Genomic DNA, 19,164 nt, shown 5'->3' with positions numbered 1-19,164 from the left:
AGGCAGGAACCCCATGATGGACGCCTTCGAACTTCCCCGCACCCTGGTCCAGTCCCTTCAACGTCGCGCCGCGCAGACCCCGGACCAGGTCGCCCTGCGCTTCCTCGCCGAATCCGCCGAGCACAGCGTCGTACTCAGTTACCGCGACCTGGACCAGCGCGCCCGCACCATCGCTGCCGCCTTGCAAGCCAATGCGGACCTGGGCGACCGTGCCGTGCTGTTGTTTCCCAGCGGCCCGGATTACGTCGCGGCCTTCTTTGGTTGCCTCTACGCGGGGGTGATCGCGGTGCCGGCCTATCCGCCGGAGTCCACCCGCCGTCACCATCAGGAGCGCCTGCTGTCGATCATCAGCGATGCCGAGCCACGCCTGTTGCTGACCATCGCCAGCCTTGCCGATGGCTTGTCACAGATCGAAAACGCGCCGCCGGTATTGAGCGTCGATCGCCTGGAAAACCTCGGCCATTGGGTCGCCCCTGACCTGCGTCCGGACGACATCGCCTTCCTGCAATACACCTCCGGCTCCACCGCATTGCCCAAGGGCGTGCAGGTCAGCCACGGCAACCTGGTCGCCAACGAAGTGCTGATCCGTCGCGGTTTTGGCATCGACCTGAACCCGGATGACGTGATCGTCAGTTGGTTGCCGCTGTACCACGACATGGGCCTGATCGGCGGCTTGCTGCAACCGATCTTCAGTGGCGTGCCCTGCGTGTTGATGTCGCCGGCCTACTTCCTGGGTCGGCCATTGCGCTGGCTGGAAGCGATCAGCGAATACGGCGGCACCATCAGCGGTGGCCCGGATTTCGCTTATCGCCTGTGCAGCGAAAGGGTCAGCGACTCAGCCCTGGAGCGCCTGGATCTGAGCCGGTGGCGCGTGGCCTATTCCGGTTCCGAGCCGATCCGCCTCGACACCCTGGAGCGCTTCGCCGAGAAGTTCGCCGCCTGCGGTTTCACCCCGAATAACTTCTTTGCCTCCTACGGCCTGGCCGAGGCGACCCTGTTTGTCGCCGGTGGCAGCCGTGGCCACGGTATCCCGGCGCTGCGCGTCGACGAGCAGGCCCTGGCCGCCAACCGCGCCGAACCGGGGCAGGGCAGCGCGATCATGAGCTGTGGCACCAGCCAGCCGGAACACGCGGTGCTGATCGCGGACCCCCACACCCTCACCGAGCTGGGCGACAACAGCGTCGGCGAACTCTGGGCCACCGGCCCGAGCATCGCCCACGGCTACTGGCGCAACCCCGAAGCCACCGCCAAGACCTTCGTGCAGCACGCCGGCCGTACCTGGCTGCGCACCGGCGACCTGGGCTTCATCCGTGACGGCGAGGTGTATATCACCGGTCGCCTCAAGGACTTGCTGATCGTGCGCGGCCACAACCTGTATCCCCAGGACATCGAGCAGACCATCGAGCGCGAAGTGGAAGTGGTGCGCAAAGGCCGGGTTGCGGCCTTTGCGGTGAATGAGCAGGGTCTGGAAGGCATCGGCATTGCCGCCGAAATCAGCCGCAGCGTGCAGAAAATCCTGCCGCCCGAAGCGCTGATAAAGGCGATCCGCCAAGCCGTTGCCGAGGCGTATCAAGAGGCACCAAGCGTGGTGGTGCTGCTCAACCCCGGCGCTTTGCCAAAGACCTCCAGCGGCAAGGTGCAGCGCGCAGCCTGTGCGCTGCGCCACAAGGACGGCAGCCTGGACAGCTATGCGCAGTTCCCCGACCTGCAAACGCAAGTGAGCGAGGGTGCGCTGGCATCTGAGCTGCACAACCAGATCGCGGCGATCTGGTGTGAACAACTGCACGTCGCCAGCGTTGCTGCCGATGATCATTTCTTCCTGCTCGGCGGCAACTCCATCACCGCCACCCAGGTGGTCGCACGCCTGCGCGAAACCCTCGGCCTGGAGCTGAACCTGCGCATGCTATTCGAAGCGCCGACCCTGGAAGGCTTTGCCGCCAACGTTGCGCAGTTGCAGCAAGACGGTGGCGTCGCCCAAGGCGCGATTCAGCGCCTGTCACGCCAAGAGGAGTTGCCTCAATCCCTGGCACAGAACCGCCTGTGGATCACCTGGCAACTGGACCCGCACAGCAGCGCCTACACCATCCCCGGCGCCCTGCGCCTGCGCGGCGAGCTGGATGAAGACGCCGTGCGTGCCAGCTTCCAGCAACTGATCCAGCGGCACGAAGCCCTGCGTACCCGCTTCTATGAGCGCGACGGCCAGGCGTTCCAGCGTGTCGACGCCAAGGCGGATTTCGACCTGCAAGTCATCGACCTCAGCGACCTGCCCGTTGCCGAGCGCGAAGCCCGTGCGCAACAGATCCGCGAAGACGAAGCGCGCACCCAGTTCGACCTGGAAAAAGGCCCGCTGCTGTGGGTGACCTTGGTGCGTCTGGACGATGAAGATCACCAACTGCTGGTGACGCTGCACCACATCATCGCCGACGGCTGGTCGCTGAACATTTTGATCGATGAGTTCTCGCGCCTGTACGCCGCCGCAGCCCAGGGCCACACCCTGGAGCTGCCGCCCCTGGCCCTGCAATACGCCGACTACGGCAGCTGGCAGCGCCAATGGCTGGCCGAAGGTGAAGGCCAGCGTCAACTGGCATACTGGAAAGCGCAGCTGGGTGAAGAGCATCCCACTCTCAGCCTGGCGACCGACCACCTGCGCTCGGCACACCACCGCCGCAGTGCCTCACGCCACACCGTGCGCCTTGGCGCGAGCCTCAGCGAAGCGATTCGCCAGACCGCCCAGGCCAACGAATCCACGCCGTTCATGCTGTTGCTGGCAGCGTTCCAGAGCCTGCTACATCGCTACAGCGGCCAGCGCGACATTCGCATCGGCGTGCCCAACGCCAACCGCCCACGCCAGGAAACCCAAGGCCTGGTGGGCTTCTTCATCAACACGCTGGTGTTACGTGCCGAGCTGGACGCACGCCTGCCCTTCATCGAGCTGTTGGCCGCGACCCGCCAGGCGGCGCTGGGTGCCCAGGCCCATCAGGACCTGCCGTTCGAACAACTGCTCGAAGCCTTCCCGCAGGCCCGCGAACAGGGTCTGTTCCAGGTCATGTTCAACCATCAGCAACGCGACCTCAGCGCCTTGCGCCGCCTGCCCGGCATGCTCGCTGACGAATTGCCGTGGCACAGCCGCGAAGCCAAGTTCGACCTGCAACTGCACACCGAAGAAGACCGTAACGGGCGCCTGAGCCTGTCGTTCGACTACGCCGATGAACTGTTCGAAAACGCGACCATACAGCGCCTGGCCGAGCACTACATCAACCTGTTGCAGGCCGTCTGCGAACAGCCCGAGCAAGCCATCGGCGACCTGCGGCTGATGCAGCACGACGAACAGGCGCTGTACAGCGAAGCCCCTTGCGCACCGGCCCAACAGTGGTTGCCGGAACTGCTCAACCAGCAGACCTCGGACAACACTGCGCTGGTCTGGGACGGCGGCAGCCTGACCTTCGCCCAACTGCACACCCAGGCCAACCGCTTGGCCCATTACCTGCGTGACAAGGGCGTCGGCCCGGACGTGTGCGTGGCCATCGCCGCCGAGCGTTCGCCGCAACTGTTGATCGGCTTGCTGGCGATCATCAAGGCCGGTGGCGCCTACGTGCCGCTGGACCCGGATTACCCCGCCGAACGCCTGGCCTACATGCTCAAGGACAGTGGCGTTCACCTGTTGCTGACCCAGACTGCGCTGCTGGAGCAAGTGCCGAGTAGCGACGGCGTGTGCGTGATCGCCATGGACAGCCTGCATCTGGACAGCTGGCCGACCCAGCCGCCCGGCCTGCAACTGCATGGCGATAACCTGGCCTACGTGATCTACACCTCTGGTTCCACTGGCCAGCCCAAAGGCGTGGGCAATACGCATGCTGCGCTGGCCGAGCGCTTGCAGTGGATGCAGGCTACGTATCAACTCAATGCCACCGACGTGCTAATGCAAAAGGCACCGATCAGTTTTGACGTGTCGGTGTGGGAATGCTTCTGGCCGCTGATCACCGGATGCCAGCTGGTGCTGGCTGGCCCCGGTGAGCATCGCGACCCGCATCGCATTGCGCAACTGGTGCAGGAACACGGCGTGACCACGCTGCACTTTGTGCCGCCGCTGTTGCAGTTGTTTATCGACGAGCCGTTGGTGGCCGAATGCACCAGCCTGCGTCGCTTGTTCTCGGGGGGTGAAGCCTTGCCCGCCGAGTTGCGTAATCGTGTGTTGGCGCAGTTGCCGGCGGTGCAGTTGCACAATCGCTATGGCCCGACCGAAACCGCAATCAACGTGACCCACTGGCATTGCCGCGCCGAAGACGGCGAGCGCTCGCCGATTGGTCGGCCACTGGGCAATGTGATCTGCCGCGTGCTGGATGAACAGCTCAACCCTGTGCCGTTGGGCGTGCCGGGTGAGCTATGCATCGGCGGTATCGGCCTGGCCCGGGGTTACCTCGGGCGCGCCGGGTTGACGGCGGAGCGTTTTGTTGCCGATCCCTCTGGTGAAGCCGGCGCACGCTTGTACCGCACCGGTGACCGCGCGCGTTGGAATGCCGACGGCGTGATCGAGTACCTCGGTCGCCTCGATCAGCAGGTTAAGCTGCGCGGCTTCCGCGTGGAGCCAGAGGAAATCGAAGCGCGCATGCTTGCCCTAGACGGCATCGCTCAGGCCGTGGTGCAGGTGCGTGACGGGCAGTTGATCGGCTACTTCACCGCCCAGGGCAGCCTGGACGAACAGCAGGTCAAAACCGCGTTGGCCGCCGAATTGCCGGAGTACATGGTGCCCGCGCTGTTGATGCGCCTGGACGCCATGCCGCTGAGCCCCAGCGGTAAGCTGGACCGCCGCGCGTTGCCCGAACCGGTGTGGCAAGTGCGTGAACATGTCGAACCCGAAACCCCGCTGCAACAGCAGATCGCCGCCATCTGGCGCGAAGTCCTCGGCCTGCCAGGCATTGGCCTGCGCGATGATTTCTTCGCCCTCGGCGGTCACTCGTTGCTGGCCACGCAGATCATCTCCCGCACCCGCCAGGCCTGTGACGTCGAGCTGCCGTTGCGCACCTTGTTTGAAGCCAGTGAGTTGGGAGCGTTTGTCGAGCAGGTCGGCCTGATCCAGGCTTCAGGCCAGCGCAACCAACAGACTGCCATCGCCAAGGTCGACCGCAGCCAGCCGGTGCCGTTGTCCTATTCCCAGCAGCGCATGTGGTTCCTGTGGCAGATGGAACCGGACAGCCCGGCCTACAACGTCGGCGGCATGGCGCGTTTGCGCGGCGTGCTGGATGTGGGGCGTTTCGAAGCAGCGTTGCAAGCGCTGATCATGCGTCATGAAACCCTGCGCACGACGTTCCCGAGCGTCGACGGCGTGGCCTATCAGAAGGTCTCGCCGCAGACCGGCTTGCGCATGGACTGGCAGGATTTCTCCGCGCTGGGCGAAGCCGAACGCCAACCGCGCCTGCAACAACTGGCCGATCACGAGGCGCACACGCCGTTCAACCTGGAAACCGGGCCGCTGCTGCGTGCGTGCCTGGTCAAGGCCGGCGAGCAGGAACACTACCTGGTCCTGACCCTGCACCACATCGTCACCGAAGGCTGGGCCATGGACATCTTTGCCCGTGAACTCAGTGCCTTGTACGAAGCCTTTATCGACGAGCGCGACTCGCCGCTGGCGCCGCTGCCGGTGCAATACCTCGACTACAGCGTGTGGCAGCGCCAGTGGCTGGAATCCGGCGAGCGTCAGCGCCAGCTGGATTACTGGATCGCACAATTGGGCAATGAACACCCGCTGCTGGAACTGCCCGGCGACCGTCCACGCCCACCCGTGCAAAGCCACCAGGGCGAGCTGTACCGTTTCGATTTAAGCGACGACCTCGCAGCCCGCGTGCGTGCTTTCAATGCCGAGCGCGGCCTGACCCTGTTCATGACCATGACCGCCACCCTGGCCGTGTTGCTCTACCGCTACAGCGGCCAGACCGACCTGCGTATCGGCGCTCCGGTGGCCAACCGCATTCGCCCGGAAAGCGAAGGCCTGATCGGTGCGTTCCTCAACACCCAGGTGCTGCGTTGCCAGCTCAATGGGCAGATGAACGTTGCTGAGCTTTTCGAGCAGGTACGTCACACCGTGATCGAGGGCCAGTCCCATCAGGATTTGCCGTTTGATCATCTGGTGGAAGCCCTGCAGCCCCCGCGCAGCGCGGCGTACAACCCGCTGTTCCAGGTTATGTGCAACGTGCAGCGCTGGGAGTTCCAGCAGAGCCGCCAATTGGCCGGCATGACCGTTGAATACCTGGCCAACGATGCCCGCGCGACTAAGTTCGACCTCAACCTGGAAGTTACCGACCTCGACCATCGCCTGGGTTGCTGCCTGACCTACAGCACCGATCTGTTTGACGAGCCGCGCATTGCGCGCATGGCCGAGCATTGGCGCAACCTGCTGGAAGCATTGATCGCCAACCCGCAGCAGCGTCTCAGCGAATTGCCGTTGCTGAGCGCCGAAGAACAGCGCGTGTTGCAAGACAGCTTGGGCATTGAAAAAGGTGAGCACCGTCTCGATCAGTGCATCCAGCAACTGTTCAGCCAACAGGCCGCAGTGCGTGGCGATAAGCCGGCGCTGACCTTCGCCGGCGTCACCCTCAGCTACCGCGAACTTGACGAGCGCGCCAACCGCCTGGCCTGGATGCTGCGCGAACGTGGCGTCGGCCCGCAGGTGCGTGTCGGCCTGGCGTTGCCGCGCTCCCTGGAAATGGTCATCGGCCTGCTGGCGATTCTCAAGGCCGGCGGCGCCTATGTGCCGCTGGACCCGGAATACCCGCTGGACCGCCTGCACTACATGATCGAAGACAGCGGCATCGGCCTGCTGCTCAGCGATGCGGCGATGTTCGAAGCCCTCGGCGAGTTACCGGCCACCGTGGCGTGCTGGTGCCTGGAAGATGACTCGCCAGTGCTGGCCAACTACCCGGCCGATGCGCTGCCATTTATCAGCCTGCCGCAACACCAGGCGTACTTGATCTACACCTCCGGTTCCACCGGCAAGCCGAAAGGCGTGGTGGTGTCCCACGGTGAAATCGCCATGCATTGCGCGGCGGTGATCGAGCGGTTTGGCATGCGCGCGGAGGACTGCGAGCTGCACTTCTATTCGATCAACTTTGACGCCGCCACCGAGCGCCTGCTGGTGCCGCTGCTCAGCGGTGCGCAGGTGGTGTTGCGGGCGCAGGGCCAGTGGGATGCAGAAGAAATCTGCGGGCTGATCCGCACCCATGGCATCAACATACTGGGCTTCACGCCGAGCTATGGCAGCCAGTTGGCGCAGTGGTTGGCGACTCAACAACAGACCCTGCCGGTGCGCATGTGCATCACCGGCGGCGAAGCCCTGACCGGCGAACACTTGCAGCGCATCCGTGCCGCGTTCCAGCCACAGGTATTCTTCAATGCCTATGGCCCGACTGAAACCGTGGTCATGCCGTTGGCCAGTCTCGCGCCCGAACAGTTGGAGGAGGGCGCCGCCAGCGTGCCGATCGGCAGCATCATCGGTGACCGCGTGGCGTACATTCTCGATGCCGACCTGGCCCTGGTGCCACAGGGCGCGACCGGCGAGTTGTACGTCGGCGGTGCCGGCCTGGCCCAGGGTTATCACCAGCGTCCGGGCATGACGGCTGAGCGCTTCGTTGCGGATCCGTTTGCCACGCGCGGCGGGCGTCTATACCGCACTGGCGACCTGGTGCGCCAACGCGCCGATGGCCTGGTGGAGTACCTGGGGCGGATCGACCATCAGGTGAAAATCCGTGGTTTCCGTATCGAACTGGGCGAGATCGAAACCCGCCTGCTGGAACACTCGGCCGTGCGCGAAGCGGTGGTGTTGGCGTTGGATTCGCCGAGCGGCAAGCAGCTGGTGGCGTATCTGGTCAGCGATGCGGAACACGGCAAGCTGCGTGACGCGCTGAAGGCCCATCTCAAGGCGCAACTGCCGGACTACATGGTGCCCGCGCACCTGATCGTGCTGGACAGCATGCCGCTGACCGCCAACGGCAAACTCGACCGTCGTGCCTTGCCGCAACCGGACCCCGAGGCGAACCGCCAGCAGTACGTGGCACCCCGTAACGAACTGGAAAGCACCCTGGCCGCCATCTGGTGCGCCGTGCTGAACGTGCAGCAAGTCGGCCTGGACGATAACTTCTTTGAGCTGGGTGGCGACTCGATCCTGTCGATCCAGGTGGTCAGCCGTGCGCGACAGGCCGGGATTCACTTCAGCCCCCGTGACCTGTTCCAGCACCAGACCGTGCAGACCCTGGCCGCCGTGGCCACGCGCTCCGAGCAAATCACCGCAGAGCAAGGCGTGCTTACCGGCCCTTCGGGCCTCACGCCGATCCAACATTGGTTCTTCGATACCGACATCCCAAACCGTCATCACTGGAACCAGGCGCTGGTCCTAAAACCGTTGCAATTGCTCGACCCCCATCGCCTGGAGCAAGCAATGCTGGCAGTGCTGGAACACCACGACGCCCTGCGCCTTAGCTTCTGCCAGCGCGATGCGCAATGGCACGCCGAGCATTTGGCTGTGCCGCAAGGCGGCGTGCTGATGCAGGCGCAAGTGCGCGACATGGCGCAGTGCACCGCGCTGTTCACCGACACCCAACGCAGCCTCGACCTGCAACAGGGCCCGCTGCTGCGCGCCTTGCTGGTGGACGGGCCCGAGGGGCAGCAACGTTTGCTGATCGCGATCCATCACCTGGTGGTGGATGGCGTGTCCTGGCGCGTGTTGTTGGAGGACCTGCAAAACGTCTACCGCCAACTCAGCGAAGGCCAGTCCGTCAGTCTGCCGTCCAAGACCAGCGCCTTGCGTGATTGGGCTGCGCGTTTGCAGGCCTATGCCGGCAGCGAATCCCTGCGTGAAGAGTTGAGCATCTGGCAGGACCAATTGGCCGGGCCGGAAACCGTATTGCCAGTGGCCCGTCCACAAGGCTCGCTGCGCAACCGCGATGCCGACACCGTCAGCGTACGCCTGGATGCCGAACACACCCGCCAGTTGCTGCAACAGGCGCCCAGTGCCTACCGCACCCAGGTCAACGACCTGCTGCTGACCGCCTTGGCCCGCGTGGTGTGCCGCTGGAGCGGCCACGCGTCGACGCTGATCCAACTGGAAGGCCACGGTCGCGAAACCTTGTTTGATGACATCGACCTGACCCGCAGCGTCGGTTGGTTCACCAGTGCCTATCCGCTGCGCCTGACGCCGCAAGCTGGGCAGGGCGATTCGATCAAGGCAATCAAGGAACAACTGCGCGCCGTGCCGCATAAAGGCCTGGGCTATGGCGTGCTGCGCTACCTGGCGGATGACCTGTGCAAGCAGACCATGGCCGCACTGCCGAGCGCGCAGCTCACCTTCAACTACCTCGGCCAGTTCGACCAGAGCTTCGGCGCTGACGCCTTGTTCCATCCGCTGGACGAGCCCGCCGGCCTGGCCCATGACCCGGACGCGCCGCTGCCCAACGAGTTGAGCGTCGACAGCCAGGTGTACGGCGGTGAACTGGTGCTGCGCTGGACCTTCAGTCGCGAGCGTCATGATCAACAGAGCATCCATGAACTGGCGGATGCCTACCTCGCTGAGCTGCAAAGCCTGGTCGCGCATTGCCTGCAGGACGATGCCGGTGGCCTCACGCCGTCCGACTTCCCGCTGGCGCACCTGACCCAAGCGCAACTCGACAGCCTGCCGATCGCTGCCAGCGCCATCGAAGACGTCTACCCGCTGACCCCGATGCAGGAAGGCCTGCTGCTGCACACCCTGCTGGAACCCGGTACCGGCCTGTATTACATGCAGGACCGCTACCGCATCAACAGCGCATTGGACCCGGAGCGTTTCGCCCAGGCCTGGCAGGCGGTGATCGCCCGTCACGAAGCCCTGCGCGCCTCGTTCTGCTGGAACGTCGGCGAAGACATGCTGCAAGTGATCCACAAACCGGGCAGCACGCCGATTGAATACCTGGACTGGAGCGACGCGCCGGAAAGCGAACAGGAACCGCGCCTGCAAGCGTTGCTCAAGCAAGAGCGCGAAGCCGGTTTCGATCTGCTCAACCAGGCACCGTTCCACCTGCGCCTGATCCGCGTCGGCGCCGAGCGCTACTGGTTCATGATGAGCAACCACCACATCCTTATCGATGCCTGGTGCCGTTCGTTGCTGATGAATGACTTCTTCGAGCTTTACATGGCCCTCGGTGAAGGCAGCGAGGTGCAACTGGCGACACCGCCGCGTTATCGCGACTACATCGCCTGGCTGCAACGCCAGAACCTCAACGAAGCGCGCCAGTGGTGGCAGCAGAACCTGCAAGGTTTCGAACGCACCACGCCGATCCCGAGCGACCGGCCGTTCCTGCGTGAACACGCAGGCCACAGCGGCGGCATGGTGGTGGGCGATTGCTACACCCGCCTGGATGCCCGCGACGGTGCGCAATTGCGCGAATTGGCCCAGGCTCACCAACTGACTGTCAACACCTTCGCCCAGGCGGCCTGGGCGCTGGTGCTGCGCCGTCTGAGCGGCGATCGCGACGTGTTGTTCGGCGTCACCGTGGCCGGTCGCCCGGTGGAAATGCCGGAGATGCAGCGCACCGTCGGCCTGTTCATCAACAGCATCGCGCTGCGGGTGAAACTGCCTGAGGGCGACCAGCGTTGCAGCGTACGCCAGTGGTTGAGCGCCCTGCTCGACAGCAATATGCAACTGCGCGAGTACGAATACCTGCCGCTGGTGACGATCCAGGAACACAGCGAATTACCCAAGGGCCAGCCGCTGTTCGACAGCCTGTTCGTGTTCGAAAATGCCCCGGTGGAAGTCTCGGTGTTGGACCACGCACAAAGCCTGAATGCCACCTCGGATTCCGGCCGTACCCACACCAACTTCCCGCTGACGGCCGTGTGCTATCCGGGCGATGACCTGGGCCTGCACCTGTCCTACGACCAGCGCTACTTCGACGAAACCACCGTGCAGGGCATGCTCAGTGAGTTCAAGCGCCTGTTGCTGGCGTTGGTCCAAGGCTTCCACGGCGACATGGCCGACCTGCCGCTGATTGGCGAGCAGGAGCGTGAGTTCCTGGTGGAGGGCTGTAACCAGAGTGAGCATGTTTACCCGCTGGAGCGCAGCTACATCGAACTGTTCGAAGAGCAGGTCGCCGCGCATCCGCAGCGCATCGCCGTCAGCTGCCTCGACCAGCAATGGAGCTATGACGAACTGAACCGCCGCAGTAACGGGCTCGGCCATGCGCTGATGGCAGCAGGTGTCGGCCTGGATCAGCCGGTGGCGTTGCTGGCCGAGCGCAGCCTTGACCTGCTGGGCATGATCATCGGCAGCTTCAAGGCCGGTGCCGGCTACCTGCCGCTGGACCCAGGCCTGCCGAGCCAGCGCCTGCGCAGCATCATCGACCTGAGTCGCACGCCATTGCTGGTCTGCACCGAGGCGTCCCGCGAGCAGGCCATTGAGTTGTTGGAGGGTTTCGACTGCCAGTTGCTGGTGTGGGAAGAAATACCGGCGCGTGGCGAAAACCCTGGCCTCTACAGTGGCCCGGACAACCTCGCCTACGTGATCTACACTTCGGGCTCCACCGGCCTGCCCAAGGGCGTAATGGTGGAGCAGCGCGGCATGCTCAACAACCAGTTGAGCAAGGTGCCGTACCTGGCCTTGAGCGACGCCGATGTGATTGCGCAAACCGCGTCGCAGAGCTTTGATATTTCCGTATGGCAGTTCCTCGCTGCGCCGTTGTTTGGCGCACGGGTGGATATCGTGCCGAACGCCATCGCCCATGATCCCCAGGGCTTGCTGGAGCATGTGCAGGCTCAAGGCATCACCGTGCTGGAAAGCGTGCCGTCGCTGATCCAGGGCATGCTGGCCCAGGAGCGCATCAGTCTGGATGGCTTGCGCTGGATGCTGCCGACCGGTGAAGCGATGCCGCCGGAATTGGCGCATCAGTGGTTGCTGCGTTATCCGCAGATCGGGCTAGTCAACGCTTACGGCCCGGCGGAATGTTCGGACGATGTGGCGTTCTACCGCGTCGACCTGGCGTCTACCCGTGGCACCTATCTGCCGATTGGTACACCGACCGACAACAACCGTTTGTACCTGCTCGATGGCGCCCTGGAACTGGTGCCGCAAGGCGCGGTGGGCGAGTTGTGCGTCGCCGGTACGGGCGTCGGTCGCGGCTACGTCAGCGACCCGCTGCGCACCGCGCCGGTGTTTGTGCCCAACCCCTTCGGCGCACCGGGCGAACGCCTGTACCGCACCGGCGACCTCGCACGCCGTCGCAGTGACGGCGTGTTGGAGTACGTCGGGCGTGTCGACCATCAGGTGAAGATTCGTGGCTACCGCATCGAACTGGGTGAAATCGAAGCGCGCCTGCATGAACAACCGGAAGTGCGCGACGCGGCAGTGGGCGTGCAGGAAGGCGTCAACGGCAAGCACCTGGTCGGCTACCTGGTGGCGGCGGATGAGGCACTGAACCCGAGCGAACGCTTGGATCGCATCAAGCAACGCCTGCGCGCCGAACTGCCGGAATACATGGTGCCGCTGCACTGGCTCTGGCTCGACCGCCTGCCGCTCAACGCCAACGGCAAACTCGACCGCAAGGCGCTGCCGGCGCTGGAGATCGGCCAATTGCAAAGCCAGGACTACCTGGCGCCGCGCAACGAACTGGAAAGCACCTTGGCCGCGATCTGGGCCGAAGTGCTGAAGGTTGAGCGGGTGGGGGTGCAAGACAACTTCTTTGAACTGGGCGGGCATTCGTTGCTGGCCACTCAGATAGCCTCGCGGGTGCAGAAGACCTTGCAGCGGGATGTGCCGCTGCGAGCGATGTTCGAGTGCAGCACGGTGGCGGAATTGGCTGAGTATATCGATGGGCTGGCGGCGAATGAGATCAGTGCCGAGAAGGTGGATCGGTTGAGTGATTTGATGGCGGAGTTGGAGGGACTTTAAGCGCTCCACTTGTCAGAACTGTCAGATCTGACAGTAGGCAAGATTTCTGATCCGAGCGTTAGATAACCGAAGTTTTTGGCTGGTAAAGCCAGCCTCGACGGTTATCTAACGCTGGACAGGAGTCTTATCGTGGCTAAAAAACCGATCCCTAAAAAAACCTCCCCAGCTCAGGCTATGAGCGCTGCGCCCGCCCCATCAACCAAGGTGATCACAGCTGAATTACCCTTTGCGATCATCCAGTACGCTACGAACAACAGTCTGCTCTACCCTCTGGATGCCGCTCAAGGTACGACTGCGACACTGACGCTTCCCGCAGGAAGCACCCAGGTCATTGTCCATTTCGCTATTAAGGGCCATAGCTGTGCAACATTTGCGCCGATCCACGTGGCGAGCGGCAATGTAGCCGATATTCCCTGGCAATGGATCAGTACCTGTATCGGGCGTACGGTGCTGATCTGGTACGAGGCCGTTGTCAGTGGTAAGCACGAAGAGTCACTGGTACTTGAACTTGAGATTCAGGACGTCCGCGAAGGTGATCTGCGTGAGTCAATGCCTGAGTTCGCACATGCCGAGTTGGAGTGGGGCACGCAGTGGTTGAACATGTTCAAGTTCAAGGGGGACGAAACTATCCGGGTCAAGGCCTGGCCGATGATTCGGGCGGGCTCGCGATTGTTTATTGTTGTTGCGGGTAATGAGCAAAACGTGCCGCCGTTATTCAAATGGGTGGCCTTTGATCATGTCGTGACTGAAGAGGAAGCGCATGAGGGGCATGTGTTCGAGTTTGAGTTGTTGCGGGCCTGGCTGGCACGCTTGGATGATTACTCGTCATGTACCTGCCATTTGGGTGTTATCTGGGACGGTTGTGAACCTGATGCACCGGTGTCGAATGTGAACCCGCTGCCTAGAAATGCTCAGGATTTCCATCAGCGCTCTACGGTGCTGTTGCGCGTCGATCCGACGCCTGACTTGCTAGCGCCCGGTATACGCGAAGCGGTCGACTGTGGCGCTGCCGGTTGGTTGATCAACCCAACCAACACCGTGAGCGGGGCCCATCTTGTGATTGCCTACGATGGCATGGCCCCCGGGGATGTTGTTTGCCCACATTTATCCGGCTCCCCCGGCGCCGGTTCACCACCGTTTCCTTGCCACACCGTACAGCCCGGTGAAACCAGCCTTGTGTTTCTCGTGCCACCTTCGGCGATCAGTGCCAACTTCGGCAAGCCGGTGACGGCAAGCTATACCGTTTCGTTTAATGGTCTCGGCCCATGGCCGTCGCCTGCCTTTACGGCCACCGTGCTCGAACCTACTGAATTTCCGAAACCCTACATTGAAGAGGTCACCGCTGGGGTCCTGGACCTTCATACCTTCAACGGTGACGCAACGGCCATAGTGCCCATCTGGGACTACGCTGCCGTCGGACAATGTGTCTGGGTCTGGATCACCTGCACGTTGGCGGACGGTAGCCCTTACCTGTTCTATATCCTCATGGATAAGCCGCTTACCGCAGGCTGGCTGGCCAATGGCGTCGACGCACCGATTTCCAGGGCTGAGCTGCAGACGCTGGAAGATTGCAGTGACTTTGAACTGCATGTGGCGGTGAGCTTCGATGGCAAATGCGATCTGAAGAAGGTTTCCAGCTTTGATGTTCAGACTTTCAAAATCGAGCAAGAGCCGCTAGTGCTGCTTGAAGCCAAAGTAACGGAAGCGGTGGGCTCAAACTTGACCGCCTACAACGGGCGCAACGGCGTGCATGTTGAAGTGAAGTACGCCGGTAGCAATCCCAACCACTCCATCTCTGTCTGCTGGAAGAGGCCGGACGGTTCTTGCTGGTTGTTGGCCCCTAAACCAGGCAGTACGACGGGCGCGGTGGTCTGGTTGTTACCGCCGGAAGCCGTGATCGAGAGCATGGGTAAAGTGGTGGAAATCATTTACACCGTCACCACCGCCTGCAAGGTGCAGACCTCATCGCCTTTGAACTTGAACATCAGTTTGCCGGTGCGACTGGAAACGCCGAACGTGCGGCAGGCCACGCCTCCCAGAACGCAAAATGCCATACTGGATACGCGCACATTCACCGGGAATGCCGAATCCTTCATAGATTGGATGTGGTTCCTGCGAGCAGGGCAGAAGTGCTGGCTCCGGGCGACCGCAATTGACAAGACAGGGGCTCCCTACAGTTTTGTTATTTATGCGGCGCGAACGATTACAGCGGGTGAAGAAGCGGCAGCAGTAGAGGTGGCAGCAGCTGTGTTGCGGTCCGAGTTGGACAAGGCGAAGGATCAGTCTTCAATGACCCTCACATTCAGTGTGGTCACGGACGGTAGTGGGCTTGAGAGCAATGCAATAGTGTGCCCGTCGCGGGTGTTGATCATTCGAGTTCCCTTCTATGATCACACCAGCTTCGATCCAGCCGACGGTGGCTGGAATGGCTGGCAGAGGGGGGCGGGCGCTACTGATCCCAGGGATCTGGTACTGGTGAGTGGTCCCTTACCTTGGGGCTTGGGTTATTGGTTGCGTGACTGGGGATATACCAATACATCAAACCCGGCCACGCAGAGCGAGAAGATGTTCAAGATTTTCATCGGTTTGGACGCAGGGCGTACATACACATACGAAGCCTGGATACGCGATGATGTCGGCATACCCTTGCCGCCTCGTATGGTGTTAACAGCAGATGGAAAGGATGTAACCGCAGTGAGAGAACCTGGAACAGCATGGGAGTTACTGAAAGGCACGTTTGTCGCCACTTCAAGCACGGTCAGACTCGGCATTGATAATCGCCGGATGGGAATAGATCCCGCCAATGACTTTGCAGTCACTGGGATCAGGGTGTTTGAATAACTCAGATTCCATGGGGTATTGCGAAGATAAGGCCTCCACTGTGTGGGGGCCTTTTTCGTTAATCCGTTGGGTAACTTACCTCGGCCCCAAAATCTTCCCCAACTTCTCCGGCGAAGGCGCCCCCTGCTGTTGCTGCAACCCACCCTTGTCGTCCAGATAGAAAATTGCCGGCGTCGCCGACAATTCCAGCTCGTCCATCAACTTCATGTTGCTATCCAGCTTGGCCTCGATATCCGCCGGGATCTTGTCCAGCGCCTGCAACTTGCTGCCTTTGCCGGCGGCTTCATGTTCTTCCAGGGCTTTTTGCGGGTCTTTGGCGGCGAACAGCGCGGCGGATTTGCCGGGGCTGTCTTCGCGGATGATGCCGACCATGATGTGGCGCAGCTGCACTTTGCCGGCCTTTACCCACGGACGCGCCTGTTCCCAGAACATGTTGCAGTAAGGGCAGTTGGGGTCGCTGAACAGGTAGACGATGCGCGGGGCTTTTACGTCGCCGTCCTGGATCCAGCTGCTTTTTTCCATCTTGGCCCAGACTTCCTTGGCCATCGGCGCGTACACCAGTTTCTCCAGCGGCGCGCTGCTCAGGTCGTTGCCCTGAGCGTCGTACAGGTTACCGGCGATCACGCTTTTGCCGTCGGCGGTCAGGTACAGCGCCATGCCACGGTTCTGGTATTGCGCGGCGTAGCCGGTGAGGCCGCTGGGGGCGTCGAATTTGCCGAGGATCTTGGCACCCTTGGCCTCGATCTGTTTGATCGGCGCCGGCCAGTCTTCGGCCTGGGCCAGGGTGGCCGCGAGCGTCAGCGGCAGCAGGGTCAGCAGGTGGCGGAGGCGAGGCATGTCGGTTTCCTTTGTGGGGCGGTGTCGAAGGGTTCCATGGCACGGGCCAGGCTAGCTTGGGACAGTTCGCCGAGGTGGCTGTTGATCAGGCGTCCTTCGGCGCTATAGAACAGCGTCGTTGGCAAAGCCATCGAGCCCACAGCCTGGCCGAGACGGCCGCTGGCATCGAATAAAACGTTGTCGAGGGTCAGGCCCTGGGTGGCGAGGAAGGTGCTGACGCTCTGCATGCTTTCGGCCTGGTTGACGAACAGGAAGGTCACGTCGGGGCGTTGATGTTGGGCACGTTCCAGCACCGGCATCTCGCGACGGCACGGCGGGCACCAAGTGGCCCACAGGTTGATCACCAGCGGGCCGCCTTTGTAATCGGCCAGTTGCACCACGTCGCCATTGGCATTGCGCAGGGTGATGTCCGGCAGCTGCGAGCCTTTGTCGTAGAGGCTCAGGGACAAACTGGTCAGGCCCCAGAACACCAGGCCGGTGACCACCCCGGCACCCAGCGGCGTGCGCAGGGCCGGGCGGCGCCAGCCATAGAGCAGCGCACCCAGAATCAGCGCGATCACGCCAGGCCAGGCGAGGAAACCACCGTCGCGCAGGTCGACCATCTGCAGCGGCGCGTGGCTGTAATCACTCCAGTACATCAGCACAAAGCTGACGCGGGCCACCAGCATGCCCAGCAGGAACAGGCTGAACAGCACCGATTCCGGGTTTTCACCGCCACGCTTGGCCACGCGCCAGCCCACCAGGGTGGCGAGAATCAGCGCGCTGATCAGCAGGATGTGATTCAGGGCGATGGCGAAGGTGCCGATGGTCAGGGTCAGCATTCAGAGGGCGTCCCGGGTTTGCGTCCAGCGTTGCAGGAAAGCGGCAGCATCCACTTCGCCGGTGATGCGTTGGGCGCGGCGTTCTTCACCGTCCGGGCCGATCCACACGAAGCTCGGCGGGCCAGGGACTTTGTAGCGGCCGAGCAGCTCGCGGCTGGCGGCGTTGTCGGCAGTGACGTCCAGGCGCAGCAGGCGCACGTCTTTCAGGGCAGCCATCACCTCGGGTTTGCCGAACACCTGTTTTTCCATGATCTTGCACGACACGCACCAGTCGGCGTAGTAATCCACCAGCACCCACTGGCCTTGGGCCTTGGCGCTGTCGAGTTGGCTTTGCAGCACGGCGGGGTCGCTGAGGGTCATGAAGGCGTCGTGGGCGCTCGGTGCGGCGGCGGTCCGCGAGCCGCTGTAGACCTTCAGCGGTTGCCACAGGTCATCGCTGCCACCGGCTGCGCCCACTACCAGCACCGTGCCCCACAGGCCGAGTACCAGGGAACCGGCGCCAAACACTTTGGCCGCCAGGCCGTATTCGCGGGCCAGGGTCCAGCCGCAGTAGGCCATGATCAGGGCCAATACGCCCCACAGGCCGATCCACAGGCTTTCATCGACCACTGGGCGAATCATCAGCACGGCGGTGCCGAGGAACAGGAAGCCGAAGATGCCCTTGAGCACGTTCATCCAGGTGCCCGGCTTGGGCAGGAAGCGGTTGCCCACGGTCACCAGCAGCAACAGCGGAATGCCGATACCGATGCCCATGGCGAACAGGATCAGGCCGCCGTGCAAGGCGTTGCCGCTCTGGGCGATATACAACAGCGCGCCGGCCAGGGGGGCGGTCATGCACGGGCCCACCAGCAGGCCGGACAAGGCACCGAGAACTCCCGCGCCGACCAGGCTGCCGCCGCTTTGCTGGCGGCTGACGTTGTCCAGGCGATCACGCAGGAAGGCCGGCAGTTGCAGTTCGAAGAAACCGAACATCGGCAGGGCAAGAATGACGAACAGCGCGGCGAAACTGCCGAGGATCCATGGAGTTTGCAGCAGCGCGGCGAGGTTGCTGCCGAGCAGCGCGGCCACTACGCCCAGTGCGGCATACACCAGCGCCATGCACACCACATAGCTGCTGGCCAAGGCAAACCCGCGACGTGGGCTGGCGCCACTGCCGACTACCAGACCAGCGAGAATCGGCAGCATCGGCAGCGAACAGGGGGCAAATGCCAGCAACAGGCCGAGGCCGAAGAAAAGCAGCAGACTCCAACCCAGGCTACGTTGTTGCAGGCCACTGGCCAGGCTCTGATCCTGGGCTTCGGCGGTCGCGGCAACGGCCGGGTTGCCCCCCAGGTCCACGGTGATCGACTGCGGCGGATAGCACAGGCCCGCATCGGCGCAGCCCTGCCAGCCCAACTTGACCTGGCCGGTGGCGCCGGCCGGGATCTTCACCTCCAGGCCCTGGCGATACACCTCCTGGTCACCGAAGAATTCATCGCTATGGGCCTCGCCTTGCGGCAACGCGGGCTTTTCGGCCAGGCCATCGAATTTCATGCGTTGCTTGTAGAGGTAGTAACCGTCGGCAATCTGCCAATACAGCTGGGTCTCGCCACTTTCAAGACGTTCGGAGGTAAAGGTGAAGGCTTTGCCCACCGGAAGGAAATCGGGTTTGGTCTCAAATGGGTTGCCCGGCGCGGCCTGGGCAAACCCCGCGAACAACACCAGCAGAAAGGTAAACAGATGCCGCATGGTCAAGCCTTAGTTCGATGCAAGTAGGCACAC

5 protein-coding genes are annotated in these 19,164 nt (G+C 62.8%); 2 read left to right on the top strand and 3 right to left on the bottom strand.

The window, feature by feature from the left end:
• Positions 1-13: 13 nt before the first annotated feature.
• The gene (locus ACP7EW_RS04580) at positions 14-12,904 is read left to right on the top strand and encodes a non-ribosomal peptide synthetase (RefSeq protein WP_426215607.1); all 12,891 of its coding nucleotides are present in this window, start codon (positions 14-16) and stop codon (positions 12,902-12,904) included.
• A 129-nt stretch (positions 12,905-13,033) separates the two neighbouring features.
• A complete protein-coding gene (locus ACP7EW_RS04575; protein ID WP_426215605.1) occupies positions 13,034-15,745 on the top strand; it encodes a hypothetical protein in 2,712 nt (903 codons plus the stop codon).
• Between the two features lie 75 nt (positions 15,746-15,820).
• Here the strand turns inward: ACP7EW_RS04575 and dsbG are convergent, their stop codons facing one another.
• The 3 genes from dsbG to dsbD are packed head-to-tail and all read right to left on the bottom strand — an operon-like array spanning position 15,821 to position 19,131.
• Positions 15,821-16,582 carry a thiol:disulfide interchange protein DsbG gene (gene dsbG / locus ACP7EW_RS04570; RefSeq protein ID WP_426215602.1) on the bottom strand — a complete coding sequence of 254 codons (762 nt, stop codon included), beginning with the start codon at positions 16,580-16,582 and terminating at the stop codon, positions 15,821-15,823.
• On the bottom strand, positions 16,558-17,403 hold the full coding sequence (locus tag ACP7EW_RS04565) for a prolipoprotein diacylglyceryl transferase family protein (RefSeq protein ID WP_426215600.1): 846 nt from the start codon (positions 17,401-17,403) through the stop codon (positions 16,558-16,560). Before ACP7EW_RS04565 ends, dsbG begins: the two co-directional genes overlap by 25 nt.
• Positions 17,404-19,131 (bottom strand): protein-disulfide reductase DsbD, encoded by a 1,728-nt coding sequence (gene dsbD / locus ACP7EW_RS04560; protein ID WP_426215598.1) that lies wholly within the window; start codon positions 19,129-19,131, stop codon positions 17,404-17,406.
• Between the last annotated feature and the right edge of the window lie 33 nt (positions 19,132-19,164).

The organism is Pseudomonas sp. DWRC2-2, assembly GCF_049897885.1.
GTDB lineage: Bacteria > Pseudomonadota > Gammaproteobacteria > Pseudomonadales > Pseudomonadaceae > Aquipseudomonas > Aquipseudomonas azotoformans_A.
The sequence above is the reverse complement of the archived record's forward strand: the minus strand, read 5'-3'. Positions and strand labels throughout refer to the sequence as shown.

Excerpts from the sequence above, each read along its gene's own strand:
- dsbD (WP_426215598.1), bottom strand. The coding sequence starts at position 19,131 with ATGCGGCATCTGTTTACCTTTCTGCTGGTGTTGTTCGCGGGGTTTGCC.
- ACP7EW_RS04565 (WP_426215600.1), bottom strand. The coding sequence starts at position 17,403 with ATGCTGACCCTGACCATCGGCACCTTCGCCATCGCCCTGAATCACATC.
- ACP7EW_RS04580 (WP_426215607.1), top strand. The coding sequence starts at position 14 with ATGATGGACGCCTTCGAACTTCCCCGCACCCTGGTCCAGTCCCTTCAA.
- dsbG (WP_426215602.1), bottom strand. The coding sequence starts at position 16,582 with ATGCCTCGCCTCCGCCACCTGCTGACCCTGCTGCCGCTGACGCTCGCG.